Consider the following 14,947-nt stretch of genomic DNA (forward strand, 5'->3'; position numbering starts at 1 on the left):
TTCTTCGGTGTCCCCCCCCCCCCCCGCAATGCGCGTATCCGCGCTACTCAGACCGGGTCTTGGCCATATGGTTGTCGTGCTGGGCTTGCACGTTGCTCCAGTAGCCATCGCTCAGGCCGAGGGCGCGGTCGATTGAGATGAGAACATCGGGCTCAAGACGATGCTGCCCTTTAATGAAACCGTCGATAAGACATTGATCGTGCCCAATTTGATCGGCAAGAGCCTCGACCGCGATGTTCATCGGCTTCAGAAATTCCTCCAGTAGAATTTCTCCGGGGATAGCGATTGCGATGGGTGGGGCAGAGTCTCTTTCCATCACTCACCTTTCCTTGTCAGAAGATCGCGTTGGCTCGACGATTAAATGGCACCGCAGCCCTGGATCATAGGCTAATGTCCTCAGGGTCTTGACGATCGCTATTAGTGAACTGTCATTGGATGAACACCATTTCGCCGATCTCGAACGGCCCGGCACCAAAGATACGGTTATGGGAGTCGTTCCATACCGCCTTCACAAAAACCCCGTCCTGCTCCTGAAATGACCAGAAAACTTTTCTGTACTCGCGGTGCACGCTACGGATTTTGATGGCATTGCTGTCCGATTGTAGACGCCCGGTATCCCCGTCATCCTTGATCTCGACAAGGGCGATATTGTCGGGTGTGTTTCGTCCCGCCACGCCGACGACGAAGTCCGGGAAAAAACGTTTACCTGTCGGCAGGATCAGCCGCGTTGCCCACTTCTCATTCTCAGGGTTCCTGAGCCACCACTTGATGCGCCCGGTATCGTCATTTTCGAGCATCTTCGCAAAGGCCAGCTCCGGGCGGTTGAAACGCCCCAGAAACGCCCCGTAAGCGCCTTTCCTAGCCCTTTCCGCGTCTTTCGGGCCGAACAGCATTTCAGGGATAGGTTCGATGTTTTCGCTGCGAATATGAAGGCTCTGCGCGACACGGACCGCCTCTTTCAACGCCTGCGGCTGGCGCAGGATCGCCAGATTGATCGTTCGGCGAACATCGCGCGGCGATGCCTCAATCCCATCTTTCTGACATTGCCGGGTGAGTTCGGCTTCTATCGCTTCGCGGATACGGCGCGGGTCTATGCCGTCGTTGAAACAAAGCTGCGCCTGCGCCTGTTCGGCGATACGCGCGGCAGACATACGAATATTCAGGCTTCTCTGGTCTGTTTGCTCCGCGTTGAAAAGGTCGCGCATCGACAACTCAGCGTGGCTATTTACCGCCAGCAGCATCGACACCATCGGCACAGCTTTGCAAAATTCGCGGGCAATGAGCAGTTCGATTTGCTGGTCCAAGACATAAGGGCGTTCTTCAGACTCCTAAGAGCTAGCCAGCGATAGGTGACAGCTACTCAGACCAAGTGCTCCCGCGCCGTCGCGCTCTAGCCTTAGACCTTTCGATCAAAACGTTTGCGCGGACTATTTACTGCTGCCCTTACTGACGGCGGTGCGCTGATACATTCTAACGTCCTTACCCTTGTAACCCGCGACTCCAAAAGGTCGGTAGCCAAGCTCGGCAGCGATTTTTTGTGAGGGTGCATTTGCACCATCGATGATGCACACTGTACGTTCGGAATACACCTTGTCGAACCAGGCGTGAGCAACCCTTACGGCTTCGCGAGCATAGCCCTTTCCCTGGGCGCTCGACTTGAGCGCCCATGCTGCCTCCGGGAAGGGATCAAAGTCTGGGCTGATTTCACGGTGGAAGTTTGCAAATCCGGTTTCACCCACAAATTCGCCCGTGTCGTTCTCGACGATAGCAAACAAACCTCGATCGAAAGCAGCCCAGTGTCCCATGTACCTTAGGAGTCGATTCCAGACCTCTTCACCTGTCTGGGGCGGTGCGTTGACGAAGCGTAGAAACAGCGGGTCCGAATACATAGTGCACATTGCCGGGAAGTCAGCCAAAATATGTGGCCGCAGCGTAAGCCGGGCAGTTCGGAGCGTTGGACGAAAGACCACCCCTAGAGCGCTTCGTTTGTCCCGGCGACTGCGCCTATTTTCCGCAAGACGTCGGGCCACCCAGAACCCATGCCAGTGAACGCCACCTCGTTCTTGGGCAGCTCAAACCCCGCGTGAACAAGTTGAAGGCGGCTGCCCTCTTCTGTCGGTGTAATGGTAAAGGTCACTGTCGTTTCGAGACGAGAGCCGTAACCTTCATTTGTTTCATGCCCGCCCTTCCATGAGAAAGAAAGCCTTTCATTAGGAACGGCCTCAAGGACCTCACAATTGATCTGTCCATCCCACTGCCCTTTGGCGGTCGTCTGGTAGGTGAAGCGCTTACCCTGAATGGGCTCGAAATCGGCAGGGGTCATCAGCCAACGGCCCATTAGTTCGGGCGTCGTCAATGCTCGCCATAACGATGCAGCGGAATGCGGAAAGGTCTCGTCGACCACGATATCCTTGGTTTCGGATTTGAGCGACACTCCGTTCATTGGTCTATCTCCTTTAATAAGCTGCGCAATGCGTTGAAACGATCGCGCCAAAAAACGTCGTAGTGACAAATCCAGTCTGCCAGAGGTTGAAGGCCATCCGGCGTCGCGCGATAGTAAACCTTCCGCCCCGCAGGACGCTCGGCCACTAACCCGGCTTGTTTCAAGTGCTTCAAATGCTGGGAGATCGCGCCCTGTGTCACGCCGCTCCCATCGGTGAGTTCGCCAACAGTCATCTCGCTCTTCCCGACAACGCGTTCGAATATGATCCTGCGTGTTGGATCAGAAAGAGCCCGTATAACGGTGTCTATTTGCGAGACTGAATGCATGAGCACATATTAGCGAATTCTAATAAAATAAGTCAATACTAATATGTTTCGCCTTGGGGTGGGTATTGGTCGTGCCTCCGCAACCAGCTCATGGAAAAATCAAAATGGTCCTCGTCGCGCCCCTTGGGTGTCATGTCAAGGAACTGGTAAGCGCCGTTTACAATGTCGATGCCGCGGCCGTGACTGGAGTACGTGTGGTAAACGGCTCCAGTGTCGGGATCCCGATAGAATATACTGATACCCTGCTCATCAGTCGTGCCGATTTCCCGCACACCATAATTGTAATAGACCTCCCCCGAAGCAACCTCTTCAGCGGTGAAGGAGACGTGAAAATCGTAGTTGAAGGCATTGCCTCCAGAGGATGCCCAGGGAAAACTCCATTGCATTCGATCCCGGTACGCCAAGAGCTTTGAGAGTGGCGCGCGAGATATGGCCGTAAAGGTCACATCTCTTTGGTTTAAGTGAACAGTTGTGCCATTGAAATTATCGGCCCAGAATGAACATGATTTGCATCCCTGCTCCCAATCTGGCGCAAACATGAAGTGATAGACGATCAGCTGACTACGTCCCTCAAATAGCTCTGCAAGCGTCCTTGGGCCTGACGCCGTGTCGAAAAGGTACTCCTGCTCGACCCGCTCCCAAGGCATTTGACGCCGCTTACGCGCCAAGTCTTCAAGGGACTTGGTGGCCTCCTTCTCGTGCACCAGCAAATCGAGACGGCATTTGAGCCACTCATCGTGGGATACAATTTCATGTCGCGGCATGTCCGGTCCTTCGGTTTCAGAAGATAGGCGGTTCCAGGTTCATAATGCCGAGAGATCCAACCCGGTGCTGTACACTATGTCGGGGATATCCTTCAGCATGGGCTGCCCACACAAAACGCGGCGGGTGGCCTGGTCGAAGGTCATCGCCGCGGGGCCAGCGAGGTCCCACCCGTTGTTGAGGAGGGCGGTAACCCGGGCACAGAACTCGGCGTCATCAGGTCCGGTAATGAAGCGATAGGCGATCATTCTGCATCACTGCCGTGGTGGCCGCATTCGGCTCATTTGAGCGCTGCGACAAACGAGACATGTCAGCTTTTAATTCTGGCAGGCAATAGAGCCGCTGCAACCGCTGTGAGACCAATGCCCGCAGTTATGAGCCAAACGGCGAGTTGAATTCCACTCACCATGCCGGAGTGCGATGGTGCCAAGGTGTGAGTTGCCGAAACGCCATTTGCTGCCGCGATGAGGACCGCTAGCCCGACACCATTACCGACGCTTAGCGCTGTGGACGCCATCCCAGACGCAATGCCTTGATCCTCGGCAGGCACGCCGGTGGCGGCAATAATCCACATCCCTGTCCAAACAATCCCCTGCCCCAAACCCGATAAAAGGAGGCCGGGAACAACTAGAATATATGAGGAGCCAATATCGGCGCCAATCAACAATAACGCGGTACCCGGCGCGCCGATAAATGCACCCAGTAGAATCGTGGTCTTGGCCGATATTGTAGAACCCCGATGCTGAGGTCGAGATAGCGACATCTAAATTTATTGCAAAAGAGTTCCCCGTTCATCGCAAACATCCGGCAAGCCGGCGCTTAGCATTCGCTGTGCGAAGGTGTTTTTGAGATCAAGGCTATAAGCCGGAGATTCATATGAAACGCCGTACGTTCCTTTCCTCTGCAATAGCGATGGCTGGACTGGCCACGAGCAGCTATGCGCATACAAGCACACCAGTCTTGAGCCCTGCGGATTTTTCCAAAGGACAAAAGTTTGCCCGAACGCGTTTTGGCGACATAGCCTATTACGAAACAGGCAAGGGGCAAGCCGCTCTTTTCCTTCACGGCTTTCCCCTGAATGGCTATCAATGGCGTCATCAACTGTCTGCGCTTTCGCCTCTACGCCATTGCATAGCTCCCGATTTTCTCGGAGTGGGCGCCACGCGGGTGAATTCGATGCAATCGGTGACGCCGAGCGATCAGGCCGCGATGCTAGCCGAGCTCCTCGACACGCTCAAAATAGACTCGGTCGATCTTATCGCAAATGACTCTGGCGGCGCGGTCGCACAGCTTTTCCTCGTCAACAACCCCGGTCGTGTCCGCACGCTTTTGCTGACCAATTGTGACACCGAGAAGGACTGTCCGCCTCCTCAGCTAGTGCCTCTGATTGAGCTGGCGCGAACCGACACGTTCATAAAGTACTACCTTGGCCCTTCCCTAGCAGACAAGGCAAAGGCGCGATCGCCTCAAGGCCTCATCGGAGCTACTTTCACAAGGCCGCACGAGGTAAAAGACGCAACGATCGAAATGTATCTTGCGCCATTGGTAGCCAACCGCGCGGGCGCCAATGCCTATCTTCTGGCGCTAGAAGATAACTCACTGGCGGGAATCGAAACCAAGCTGCGCCAGGTCGACACTCCCGTTCGGATAGTCTGGGGGACAGGGGACACGGTATTCCGCCAAGACAGTCCGGCTTACCTCGATGGTCTGTTCAGGAACTCAAGGGGCGTGCGCCGCATCGATGGCGCGAAACTCTTCTTCGCGGAAGAGTACCCTGCGCAGCTGACCGCCGAACTTACCGCTCTTTGGAGCTGACGTGGCGAAGGTACCAGCGCCCTTAAGAATTTGCATGGATCAGGTTATGGAGAACCCATACTCAAGACATACAAGGGCAGCTGTCACCGTGGAGCGGTCACATTCGTCGCAAACGTCGACTTCTGCAAAGGTATGGGGACGTGCAATTGCTCAATCTGTACAAAGGGACGTTCATGGACCGAGGCTATTAAACTGGATGCTTTCCGGCTCCTCACCGGTCACGCAACCTTGGCCGCTTGCTCTTTCGGAACGAAATCGGGCCCGCATCATTTTTGCCCTAAATGCGATGTCCGTACCTATGATCGAGGATACATCGAAGAGATTGGTGGAGCCTTCCTAACGGTCCAACTCGGCGCCTTAGATGACCTAAATGTCGACGAGGTACTCACGGCGCCGTTGCACATTGCCAAAGTGCCGGGACAACGCGGGATGGGATAAGCCGTCCGAGACCCGCCACCAATAACTGCACAGTCTTCTCAGCCATCCAGTTCTCGCAGGGCAGATCCGCTTCGACACCGCTTATTTCTGCTGCTGTTCAGACCAAAAGCTGTAGGCATGCCGCGGATCAGAGCTGGACCGATAGAAACCTTACGGACGAAAAGTCAGAGATACGGGAATTGCTACCATATAAAGCACAAGCTGCAATGCGTACTGTGCGTCATCCCCAGCAAGGTGACATATGACCCACCCAGACCAAGCCACTTCAGCCGCCCCCTCGCCTAATGAAGCCCAATGGATCGCAGTCGCATCTCTTGGGCTAGGGGTGTTCGGGTTGGTGACGGCAGAGTTTCTGCCGGCGAGCCTTTTGACTGCTATTTCCACAGACCTTCACGTGTCCGATGGCTCCGCGGGACAGGCTGTAACCGCCACGGCGATCGTTGGCGCCATTGCGGCGCCGGCGATGCCTATTGTGACCCGTAGTATCGATCGCAAGCTCGTTATGACCGGATTGACGCTCTTGCTCATTCTGTCCAACGCTCTGGCAGCTGTTGCAACAGACCTGACAATTCTCCTGGGCGCCAGGATTCTCCTAGGTGTTGCGCTTGGAGGATTCTGGTCTATGGCTGGCGCGCTCGCGATGCGCCTGGTCCCCGATCACCTCTTCGCAAGAGCCATGTCAGTCATCCTGACAGGTGTGTCGCTCGCCACAGTTTGCGCGGCGCCGATCGGTGCCTATATCGGTGCGGAATGGGGCTGGCGAACAGCCTTTGGCGCTGCAGCCATTTTGAGCGTCGTCGCGTTTGGTATTCAGATTTTCGCGATCCCTAAACTTCCGTCAATCGACAATCCCAACCTTCAGACGCTAGGCGAACTCCTGAATCGTCCAAATGTGCGAACAGCGCTTATGATCGTTCTGTTGGTCGCCTCCGGCCACTTCGCTGGCTTTACCTACATCCGGCCGTTTCTCGACAACGTCGCACATTTCGATGTGAATTCCGTATCCTACGTGCTGTTCGCCTTCGGCATTGGCGGATTTCTCGGAAATATTGCAGGCGGCTTTATCGCCGAGCGAAGCGAGAAATGGGCCATTGGATTAGGCGCCTGTATCGTTGTTGTAACGTCTTTAGTTCTGATTTTGGTTCCAACATCCGGTCTCGCGGTTAGCGTTGCGATTGCGATGTGGGGCTTTGCGTTTAGTGCCTTTCCCGTCGGCTTCCAGACGTGGATCGTGCGCGCAGCACCGGACCAGGCTGAAGGGGCGGGCGGTTTACTTGTCTCTGCCTTTCAAATCGCAATTGCAAGCGGAGCCATCCTTGGCGGCCTGATGGTTGACCGGTTCGGCGCCACGGGGGCGATCGTTTATACTGCGGCCGGCATGTGTCTTGGGGCCGCACTCGCCCTTGCACTTGGCCCCAAGCCGCTCAAGTCATGAAGGCCTAGGGTGGAGTAACTCGACTTATCGGACCGCATCACCCCTATCATGCAAAAGCAATAAAGGGCCGCTCAATTGAGCGACCCTTCCATTGTCGTCCGGTTATGCGGACAGAATTAAACGAGCTTACTATCGCCGGCGAAGGTTGAGCTCGTTTGTTGTACCGCTTCCGGCATTTGACAATGAGACATCAGACCACCTCCTCTCGAATGTTGAACACCACTGAAATGTACCGAACTGCCGAATAATTACAAGGTCCCGATGCGGCGCTTCATCGTCTCAAACTGGCTATTCATCGATAGGCAGTCGAGAACGCAAAGAAATCGTGATCGTGTGCGATGACACCATAATCCGGCGGGCCAATAAAAATGGATCGGAAGCAAGAAGACATCAGGTCGCGTATTGCCGTAATCGACCTTCTGCGCGGTCTTGTCATCTGCCTGATGATCTTAGACCATACGCGCGACTTCGTGCATCACGATGCATTGGTTTTCAATCCGGCCGACCTGACAAAGACCTACCCATTCTTATTCTTCGTTAGGTGGATAACCCACCTGTGTGCGCCCACCTTCGCTTTCTTGGCCGGCGTATCCATCTTTCTGCAGAAAGCTGGCGGGAAAACAGGATGGCGCCTATCGAAGCACCTCATCACCCGCGGGCTTTGGTTGGTTTTTCTTGAACTAACCCTCATAGGTTTCGGCTTCAATTTCGGCGGCCCTTTCATTTTCCTTCAAGTGATTTGGGCACTCGGCATGAGCATGATCCTCATTTCTGGCCTGGTGCATCTACCACGAGCGATCGTGGGTATGATTGGCGTTGCGATCTGTTTCGGCCATGCGCTGTTTGTAGGGCTGGCGCCTCAGGGCGGCGACCTACAAATCTTGTGGAACCTCGCCATGGCGCCAGGGGCACTGTCGCCTCTCCCTGGCATCGTCGTCTATCCCGTTATCCCGTGGTTCGGGATAGTTTGTCTAGGTTATGCGCTGGGGCCCATGTTCAATCAGAAGCCAGAGGCTCGGAACCGGGGAATTGCCGGCGTGGCGGCAACGGCCATCTTGGCCTTTATCCTTATCCGGATGGCAAATGGTTATGGCGACCCAGTTCCCTGGTCGCAGCAGAAGGATAACATCTTTACCTTCCTGTCTTTCATCAATGTGAACAAGTATCCGCCGTCTCTCGACTATGTCCTGTTGACCCTAGGGGTTTCCCTGACGATCAGCCTTGGTCTTCAACATCTCCCAACGCTATTGCAGAAGCCGCTGCTGGCGTTTGGGCGAACTCCCATGTTCACCTACCTGCTGCACGTCTATATCGCACACGGCGCTGCGCTGCTCATAGGGTTGTCCCAGGGACTGCCAGCTAGTGCTTTTACAAACTACATCTCGGGCCCGAAGGCCCTAATCGAAGCCAACTGGGGTCTGCCCCTATCGCTTACCCTTTTGGTGTGGCTTGGGGTTCTTGCCGCCCTATATCCGCTTTCCCGAGCTTTTGAACGCCACCGCACTGCGCATAAGCAGTGGTGGCATAGCTATCTTTGATCGCACAACTGGAGGAACAAATGGAAACTAGCATAAAGGTCGCGCGCGCAGCGCAGATCGGTTTCGCTGTCGGCCTTTTCGGCCTTGGCCTGACATCACTCATTGCCGGCACATTCGCCATGCAATGGCAACCGACGCCGCCTTGGGTACCGATCCAGGTATCATACCTCTCGAACGCACTCCTCATTCTCGCGGGGGTCGGCCTCCTGTTTTCGAAGACAAAGCGGTGGGCGGCTATTCTAACACCAGCTATGTTTGCTGTATGGCTTTTGGCCCTTAAAGTTCCTGAGACGGTCGCACTATTCGGCAAGATCAACGAGTTCGTTAGCTGGGTCGGGTTTCTAACTCCATTTTCCGAAGAAGTCGCCATGCTCGGCGGGGCGTTGGTTCTCTACGGGTTGATCCAGGACCGCAGCGACCTTACGCGCTGGAACTCGACATGGGGTATTGGCCGTATTCTGTTCGGGCTGGCGTGCGTCCAATTCGGAGCTTCCCACTACGGCTTCGCCGACTTTACCGCGGGCATGATCCCCCACTGGATACCCGCACGACTCCCCCTCGCCTACATTACTGGAACAGGCCACCTCTGCGCCGGATTGGCAATCCTTGCGGGCCCCTTCCTTCCCAAAGTTTGGCGCCTTGCTGCAGGTCTAGAGGCGACAATGATGTGGATCTTCGTGATTTTGGTCCACATCCCAATGATTCTGGCAAACAACCCTAAAATGATTCAGCTCAGTTGGACGCTTATTTTCATCGCGACGCTATTGGCCTCGTCCGCTCTAGCAATCACCGCGCAGGCGTGCCGTAAGGTTGAGGAGGATAAGGCTGCAATTTAGCCGCTGGGCAGATGGGCGTCGCCGGAGCTTTCTAACGATCCGGCGACGTGTATCGATGACAGGCCTCGGATGGCTTCAGCGAACCCGCGGCTGGTGCTGATCTGAGTACCGTTTATAAGTGTCAGCCTGAATCGGCGGTCGCCAATGAACTCGATCTTACTGACATAAGATCTCTGCACCATCACGGACCGGTGGACCTGGATAAAGCCGTAAGGGCGCAAATCGTCGCCGAACGCGCTGATTTTTCCCCGCACGAAGAGGCTGCGCTCCGATAGGTGAATACGCACGTAGTCCCCATCCGCGCCGAGCCATATTATGTCCGAGATGTCTAATCTGAGCCGGCCGCGGCTGTCAGTGACCCAGATAGATCGCGACTTTCCCTGTGGTATCGTAGATTGGATCTCACTGACGATTCGTTCAAGCACCTCCGTCCTCGCGGATTTTGCTCTGGTGGCCATCGACGCCTTCACACGGTCGATGCCCGCTCGGAGCCGCTCGGGCTCTATAGGTTTCAACAGGTAATCCGTCGCATCGAGCTTGAAGGCATCGACGGCAAATTGGGCAAACGCTGTCGCAAAGATTATATAGTCTGCCTTGCCTTCTGCCTTCAGCTTCTGACCCAAAGCGACACCATCCATCCCGGGCATTTCGATATCGAGAAGGATCAGGTTAGGTCGAACTCTAGTCAAAAGGTCCAGGGCGGCGATCGATGAGGTCGCAGTCCCAACTACCCGAACATCATCAAATGCCTTCAGCAGAATCTCAAGCCGGCGTACGGCCATTGGTTCATCGTCGACTATGACAACGTCAAGCATAGAGACGAGTCTCCAATGGCAGGCGCAAAGCAGATAAATATCCGCGGGGCAATGCCACGCATTCAAGAGACGCACGGCCTTCAAACATCAACTTTAGCCGCTTTCGGATATTTTCCTGCCCGATACCAGAACCGGGATTCTCTGGTGCGCGGGAGTCCGATATCGCATCATCCAGAACGCGGAAACACAGATCGCTTCCAATCGCTTCGGCTTGCAAAGTTAGGGTAACACGGTCCGATGTCCGAGAAACTCCGTGGCGAATAACGTTTTCGACGAGGGGCTGGATCAGCAGTTGAGGAATTTCAGTTTTCAAGAGGGAAGCCGGAATGTCTTCAACGATGTTCAAGCGCGTCTCGAAGCGAACCTGTACGATTTCCAGATATCTCCGCACAGCACTCAGTTCCTGCTCCAGGGGAACGAGACCGGATGGGTCTGCCTCCAGTGAATGCCTGAGAAGCGACGCAAGCGATAAAGTTGTACGCTCCGCCTTATCATAGGCACCATCGAGGATCAGGGCCGACACAGTGTTCAACGCGTTGAAAAGAAAATGCGGATGGATCTGTGAAGCGAGCGCCTCATAACGACCTTTGAATTCGGCCGCGCTGACTTCTGCCAGCTTCAATCGGGCCTCCTGTGCGTCGGCCGCCATTTGAAAAATAAAGAAAATAGCAATCCAAAGAAAGAAAACCCAGCTTACGCCTACGGCTGTTCTAATTCCCTCCGCCAGTCCGTTTGTCTCCCACGCCGGATTAAAAAATTGGAAGACCAACCCACTGCAGCCTGCGTAGATCGCCGACGCCAGAAGCGCAAGTCCGGCTCCCGTAGCTATCCTGTACGACCAGGTCCTCAACTCCAAATGGGTCAAAATTTGATACAAGCATCCACACGTGGCCATCCCGATCATACACATGATCCCGCGCCCTGCCGCCCGTTGCAATCCAAAAGGGAATGACATTGCGTACCAGTCGGCGGTCCACGCAATAAAGGCAGTAATCCATACCGCCAGGGTAGCGAAGATCATCACCTTGGTGCGGACTGCGGTCATCTGGCGAATATACGTCATCGAAGTGCTCACACTATCGCTCAAGCTAAGGTCAGACGGGCGAGCCTCCATATATTATGACCGTCTTTTTATTGCCGGGTAACATTGTTCAACGAATATATTAACGCTCGATTGAGCCGACGTAATAGGACCAGACGCTGAGGCACAGATTAGCCTCGTGCTACAAATCCCAGAGGCCTACCTTGCCGTCGATACAGCTGCAATCCGCATAAAAGAGCTACCACGGGCCACTTCCCCTGGCCCGTGGTAGCTTTGCGCCCGCTATTACGTCACCGGGTAACAGGCGCAACTTCAGAAATCGCTCTAAGCACGGCCCTCACGCCGCCAGCAGTCAGATTGTGTCCCATGCCTTCGACCGCTTGCCATTTCGCGCCCGGGACGGTCTTCGCGACCTCCTCGCCAGCGGCCAATGGGACGAGGGGATCGTCAACTCCATGAATCACGTAAGTTGGCGCCTTGATGCGGACTATCTCCCCTCTCAAATCCCCCAAAGCCAACAGCGCAGCGCCTTGGCGTATGCCGCCCAACGGATCATTGTTGCGAGCCAACGCAGCCTTGGCGAATGCTTCAGTCTCTAGGGCGTCGTAATTCGCGTCCTTGCCGGCGAGAGCCTTGCCGAGCGCAATTCGGTTGGCCAGCGCATCGCCACCTGGGACCTGCGCAGTCGCCATACGTTTCGGATCGGCCGGGACCGGAAGCGCGGGATTACCGGAATTTGACATTACGAGAACCAGCGAAGAAACCCGGTCTGGAGACTTGACTGCCGCCAGCTCTGCAAGGGTAGCGCCGCCTGACATGCCCAGAATGTCTGCCTTTTTAATCTTAAGCGCAGTCATCAAGGCGGTAACATCCTGAGCCATGTCCTCACCAGTGTAGGGCAAGGGCAATTTGGATCCGCTCGCCTTGGCCATGAACAGAGCTCCGAAATCTGGCAGCCCGGCCTGAGGGTAAGATGTCGAACGACCGGCATCGCGATTGTCAAAAATGATGACCCGACGGCCTTGCGCAGTCAGTCCTTTGAGCAAAGCCTGAGGCCATTCGACCATCTGCATACCTGTGCCAGCCACAAGTATGATCGGCCGGCCTGTTTTCGGCCCCATATCCTGGTAGGCGATGGTGACGCCAGACGAGATGGCAACAATACCTTCCTTTGACGCTTTCGCCATAGCCGTTGCCGGCGCCCCAACGGCCGCCAGCGCCACAGCGACCCAAACAGCTTGAACGATTTTTCTCATAAGATGCTCCCTTACTGTCCATGCACCGGATTTAGACTTTGACAAAGAGCCGAGTGTTCGCTCACCGCGCGCCCTCCGAATTGGATACAGCGATGATTCGTAACACGATTACTCATGAAACACAGCCTGGTTTCGTTGAGCGGCCGCGACGGCGCGGTGAGATGCCGTGTGAAGCAATCTCACTTTTTGTGCCGTGTTGCACCGTTTCGAATTCAGCCGTTACCAGTCGAGATGAATGATCGTCTTGCCGAAACCAGGCTGTCCCCTCAACGCGTCAGCTGCGGCGGCAACATTTAACTCAGTGCCGAGAACCGGGCGGATGTCAGCACTAGCGATGACAGCCATTGCCTCCTCTAAATCTTCCACGGAGCCAGTGTTGACACCTATGACCCGAACAGCTCGTGTAATGATGCTCATAAGGTCGACTTCGACCCGGGACCCGGAAACGAAGCCCGCGGTGAACACCGTCCCGCCCTGGCGGACTGACCTAACAGCCGAATTGAAGGTCGCCTCGCCGATTGTCTCAAGTACGAGGTCCGCTCCAACGCCGTCGGTCAGATCCAGGACTTGGCAGCTCCAGTCGGACCCAGCGCTTGTTTTGATGACATGGTCGGCACCCAGCGCTTTGACGCGCTCCGCCTTCTTTTCGGACGTTGATGTGACAATCACATGGGCGCCAAGGGCCTTGGCAAATTGCAACCCCATCAGCGAAAGTCCTCCGGTGCCGAGCAAGACCACCCAACTGCCTGGCCGGATAACTGCGGCTTTAAGAGCATTCCACGCTGTCGTCGCGGCGATGGGTAGTGCCGCTATGTGGCGCCAATCGAGGAAGCCCGGAGCGACAACCACCGTATCCGATGGCACCGTTGCAAATTCCTGCAACGAACCATTGTGGGTGACGCCTCGCATAGTACGTGCGCGCTCCGCCGTAGGGCGCCCGGCTATCCATCGCGATTTTGGGTGGATTGCCACTCGGTGCCCGACTTTAACCCCCGTAACCCCTTCGCCTATGCCAATCACCACCCCCGCGCCGTCGGCCACGGGCACGATTGGATAGGATATCCCGGGGTAGAGCCCTGAGGCTACAGCAGTATCGATAAAATTGACACTCGCCGCCTTCATGCGAACCAGAACTTCGCCCCGGCCTGGCTTCTCGGGGTCCGGCAGTGAGACCGGTTTGACCAAATCGGGCGATGGACCGGTAAGGAGAAGGGCCTTCACGAACGGCTCCGATACTGATGTGAGGTGGCGGAGAAATGATTGATCGAAAGTGTCGATCAAGCGATATTCAAGAAGGCCTTCGCGTTATTGTACAATATATCGCGCTGCTGTGCTTTGGTCAGGAAGCTCGCCGTTTTAACGGCGGCTATGCCGAGGCCAATGGCTCCAGGCCAGAACATGTTGTCGGAACCGAACATTATCCTCTTACCGAAACCGGCCTCCACGAACTTCCGCAAGTGGGCGTGGAAAGCTTCCATTGGCAGAAGCCAGGATATTGCTCCGGTATCGATATTCAAATTTGGATAAAGCATCAGCAGCGCGATGGTTTCCTCTTGATAGGGCCAGCCGCTGTGCATGATATTCACCCGCAAGCCCGGATGCTTGACAAGCGCTTCCTCAATCGTTTCTGGACGCCCGTGCCGCGTTCGCGCCGTCGTGCAGCATGGATCAAATGGCGTGTCTGGCGGCATCGTCCCTAAATGAACCGCGACCGGAATATTGAATTCGACGGCTAGGGCGAGGTAGGGATCATAGATCGGATCACTCAAGGTGAGGCCGGCATACTGAGCCGTTATTTCCCCAAGGACCGAAATCTCCTTACGTTGGATCGCGGCGCGCAAGGTTTCAATGGGCGGGAGAGGGACGTCCTTTGAACCTCGGATCCCGGCGCCGGCCATTATCCGATCAGGATCCCGCTTTTTCCAATCGATCGCTGCTTGCATGCGATCCCCGTCGCCACCACTCACAACGCCTTTTACGACGTTCCACCGCTGCATTTCGGTAAGGCAGGCTTCCATGTGGTCTGCGCCATTCAAGATGGACGATTTTTCGCCAGTGATGGGATTTGTCGCAGCCGCAGGCAACGACAACGATTGCGGATAAGCATGTAGGTGTACATCGATGACCGGCTCGGCATCACGGGTGCTAACCGCTCCGAATGTGGGAGCCGCGGACGCCGCTGCAGCTGCCGCCAGGCCTGCCGTAAGTATTGATCTTCTGTCTAACGCGGTCATGTTGCTC

At 55.5% G+C, this 14,947-nt stretch carries 16 protein-coding genes; 4 read left to right on the forward strand and 12 right to left on the reverse strand.

Annotated elements, in window-relative coordinates:
• Window positions 1–43: 43 nt before the first annotated feature.
• The 7 genes from PQU94_RS08155 to PQU94_RS08185 form a co-directional block, all read right to left on the reverse strand.
• Entirely contained in the window at window positions 44–316 is a 273-nt protein-coding gene (locus tag PQU94_RS08155) for a HigA family addiction module antitoxin (RefSeq protein WP_272741197.1), read from the reverse strand.
• 112 nt (window positions 317–428) lie between these two features.
• On the reverse strand, window positions 429–1,304 hold the full coding sequence (locus PQU94_RS08160) for a hypothetical protein (protein ID WP_272740969.1): 876 nt from the start codon (window positions 1,302–1,304) through the stop codon (window positions 429–431).
• Window positions 1,305–1,427: 123 nt separating this feature from the next.
• Entirely contained in the window at window positions 1,428–1,970 is a 543-nt protein-coding gene (locus tag PQU94_RS08165) for a GNAT family N-acetyltransferase (protein ID WP_272740970.1), read from the reverse strand.
• Between the two features lie 2 nt (window positions 1,971–1,972).
• On the reverse strand, window positions 1,973–2,443 hold the full coding sequence (locus PQU94_RS08170; protein WP_272740971.1) for an SRPBCC family protein: 471 nt from the start codon (window positions 2,441–2,443) through the stop codon (window positions 1,973–1,975).
• A complete protein-coding gene (locus PQU94_RS08175; RefSeq protein WP_272740972.1) occupies window positions 2,440–2,769 on the reverse strand; it encodes an ArsR/SmtB family transcription factor in 330 nt (109 codons plus the stop codon). Before PQU94_RS08175 ends, PQU94_RS08170 begins: the two co-directional genes overlap by 4 nt.
• A gap of 38 nt (window positions 2,770–2,807) precedes the next feature.
• Window positions 2,808–3,533, reverse strand: a complete 726-nt coding sequence (locus tag PQU94_RS08180) for a DUF899 domain-containing protein (RefSeq protein WP_272740973.1) — start codon at window positions 3,531–3,533, stop codon at window positions 2,808–2,810.
• A 39-nt stretch (window positions 3,534–3,572) separates the two neighbouring features.
• Entirely contained in the window at window positions 3,573–3,779 is a 207-nt protein-coding gene (locus PQU94_RS08185) for a DUF1737 domain-containing protein (RefSeq protein WP_272740974.1), read from the reverse strand.
• 628 nt (window positions 3,780–4,407) lie between these two features.
• Between PQU94_RS08185 and PQU94_RS08190 the strand changes: the two genes are divergently transcribed.
• The 4 genes from PQU94_RS08190 (at window position 4,408) to PQU94_RS08205 (ending at window position 9,593) form a co-directional block, all read left to right on the forward strand.
• Window positions 4,408–5,346 carry an alpha/beta fold hydrolase gene (locus PQU94_RS08190; protein ID WP_272740975.1) on the forward strand — a complete coding sequence of 313 codons (939 nt, stop codon included), beginning with the start codon at window positions 4,408–4,410 and terminating at the stop codon, window positions 5,344–5,346.
• A gap of 679 nt (window positions 5,347–6,025) precedes the next feature.
• Entirely contained in the window at window positions 6,026–7,219 is a 1,194-nt protein-coding gene (locus PQU94_RS08195) for an MFS transporter (protein WP_272740976.1), read from the forward strand.
• Between the two features lie 368 nt (window positions 7,220–7,587).
• Window positions 7,588–8,757, forward strand: coding sequence for an acetyltransferase domain-containing protein (locus PQU94_RS08200; protein WP_272740977.1), 1,170 nt, complete (start codon window positions 7,588–7,590; stop codon window positions 8,755–8,757).
• Between the two features lie 20 nt (window positions 8,758–8,777).
• Window positions 8,778–9,593 (forward strand): hypothetical protein, encoded by an 816-nt coding sequence (locus tag PQU94_RS08205; RefSeq protein ID WP_272740978.1) that lies wholly within the window; start codon window positions 8,778–8,780, stop codon window positions 9,591–9,593.
• On the opposite strand, the gene PQU94_RS08210 is transcribed toward PQU94_RS08205, so the two are convergent.
• The 5 genes from PQU94_RS08210 to PQU94_RS08230 form a co-directional block, all read right to left on the reverse strand.
• A complete protein-coding gene (locus tag PQU94_RS08210; RefSeq protein WP_272740979.1) occupies window positions 9,590–10,408 on the reverse strand; it encodes a LytR/AlgR family response regulator transcription factor in 819 nt (272 codons plus the stop codon). The two genes, PQU94_RS08205 and PQU94_RS08210, sit on opposite strands and share 4 nt — an antisense overlap.
• Window positions 10,401–11,471 (reverse strand): sensor histidine kinase, encoded by a 1,071-nt coding sequence (locus tag PQU94_RS08215; RefSeq protein WP_272740980.1) that lies wholly within the window; start codon window positions 11,469–11,471, stop codon window positions 10,401–10,403. Before PQU94_RS08215 ends, PQU94_RS08210 begins: the two co-directional genes overlap by 8 nt.
• Before the next feature lie 269 nt (window positions 11,472–11,740).
• Window positions 11,741–12,706 (reverse strand): alpha/beta fold hydrolase, encoded by a 966-nt coding sequence (locus PQU94_RS08220; RefSeq protein WP_272740981.1) that lies wholly within the window; start codon window positions 12,704–12,706, stop codon window positions 11,741–11,743.
• Between the two features lie 219 nt (window positions 12,707–12,925).
• Complete coding sequence (locus tag PQU94_RS08225) at window positions 12,926–13,987, reverse strand: zinc-dependent alcohol dehydrogenase family protein (RefSeq protein WP_272740982.1); 1,062 nt, start codon at window positions 13,985–13,987, stop codon at window positions 12,926–12,928.
• Entirely contained in the window at window positions 13,984–14,940 is a 957-nt protein-coding gene (locus tag PQU94_RS08230) for an amidohydrolase family protein (protein WP_272740983.1), read from the reverse strand. The genes PQU94_RS08225 and PQU94_RS08230 overlap by 4 nt, the downstream gene beginning before the upstream one ends.
• Between the last annotated feature and the right edge of the window lie 7 nt (window positions 14,941–14,947).

The organism is Asticcacaulis currens (genome assembly GCF_028550395.1).
Taxonomy (GTDB): Bacteria; Pseudomonadota; Alphaproteobacteria; order Caulobacterales; family Caulobacteraceae; genus Asticcacaulis; species Asticcacaulis currens.

What these genes read in the sequence shown, in the direction of transcription:
- PQU94_RS08155 (WP_272741197.1), bottom strand. Translation starts at nt 316, where the DNA reads ATGGAAAGAGACTCTGCCCCACCCATCGCAATCGCTATCCCCGGAGAA.
- PQU94_RS08170 (WP_272740971.1), bottom strand. Translation starts at nt 2,443, where the DNA reads ATGAACGGAGTGTCGCTCAAATCCGAAACCAAGGATATCGTGGTCGAC.
- PQU94_RS08175 (WP_272740972.1), bottom strand. Translation starts at nt 2,769, where the DNA reads ATGCATTCAGTCTCGCAAATAGACACCGTTATACGGGCTCTTTCTGAT.
- PQU94_RS08180 (WP_272740973.1), bottom strand. Translation starts at nt 3,533, where the DNA reads ATGCCGCGACATGAAATTGTATCCCACGATGAGTGGCTCAAATGCCGT.
- PQU94_RS08185 (WP_272740974.1), bottom strand. Translation starts at nt 3,779, where the DNA reads ATGATCGCCTATCGCTTCATTACCGGACCTGATGACGCCGAGTTCTGT.
- PQU94_RS08190 (WP_272740975.1), top strand. Translation starts at nt 4,408, where the DNA reads ATGAAACGCCGTACGTTCCTTTCCTCTGCAATAGCGATGGCTGGACTG.
- PQU94_RS08195 (WP_272740976.1), top strand. Translation starts at nt 6,026, where the DNA reads ATGACCCACCCAGACCAAGCCACTTCAGCCGCCCCCTCGCCTAATGAA.
- PQU94_RS08200 (WP_272740977.1), top strand. Translation starts at nt 7,588, where the DNA reads ATGGATCGGAAGCAAGAAGACATCAGGTCGCGTATTGCCGTAATCGAC.
- PQU94_RS08205 (WP_272740978.1), top strand. Translation starts at nt 8,778, where the DNA reads ATGGAAACTAGCATAAAGGTCGCGCGCGCAGCGCAGATCGGTTTCGCT.
- PQU94_RS08210 (WP_272740979.1), bottom strand. Translation starts at nt 10,408, where the DNA reads ATGCTTGACGTTGTCATAGTCGACGATGAACCAATGGCCGTACGCCGG.
- PQU94_RS08215 (WP_272740980.1), bottom strand. Translation starts at nt 11,471, where the DNA reads ATGACGTATATTCGCCAGATGACCGCAGTCCGCACCAAGGTGATGATC.
- PQU94_RS08220 (WP_272740981.1), bottom strand. Translation starts at nt 12,706, where the DNA reads ATGAGAAAAATCGTTCAAGCTGTTTGGGTCGCTGTGGCGCTGGCGGCC.
- PQU94_RS08230 (WP_272740983.1), bottom strand. Translation starts at nt 14,940, where the DNA reads ATGACCGCGTTAGACAGAAGATCAATACTTACGGCAGGCCTGGCGGCA.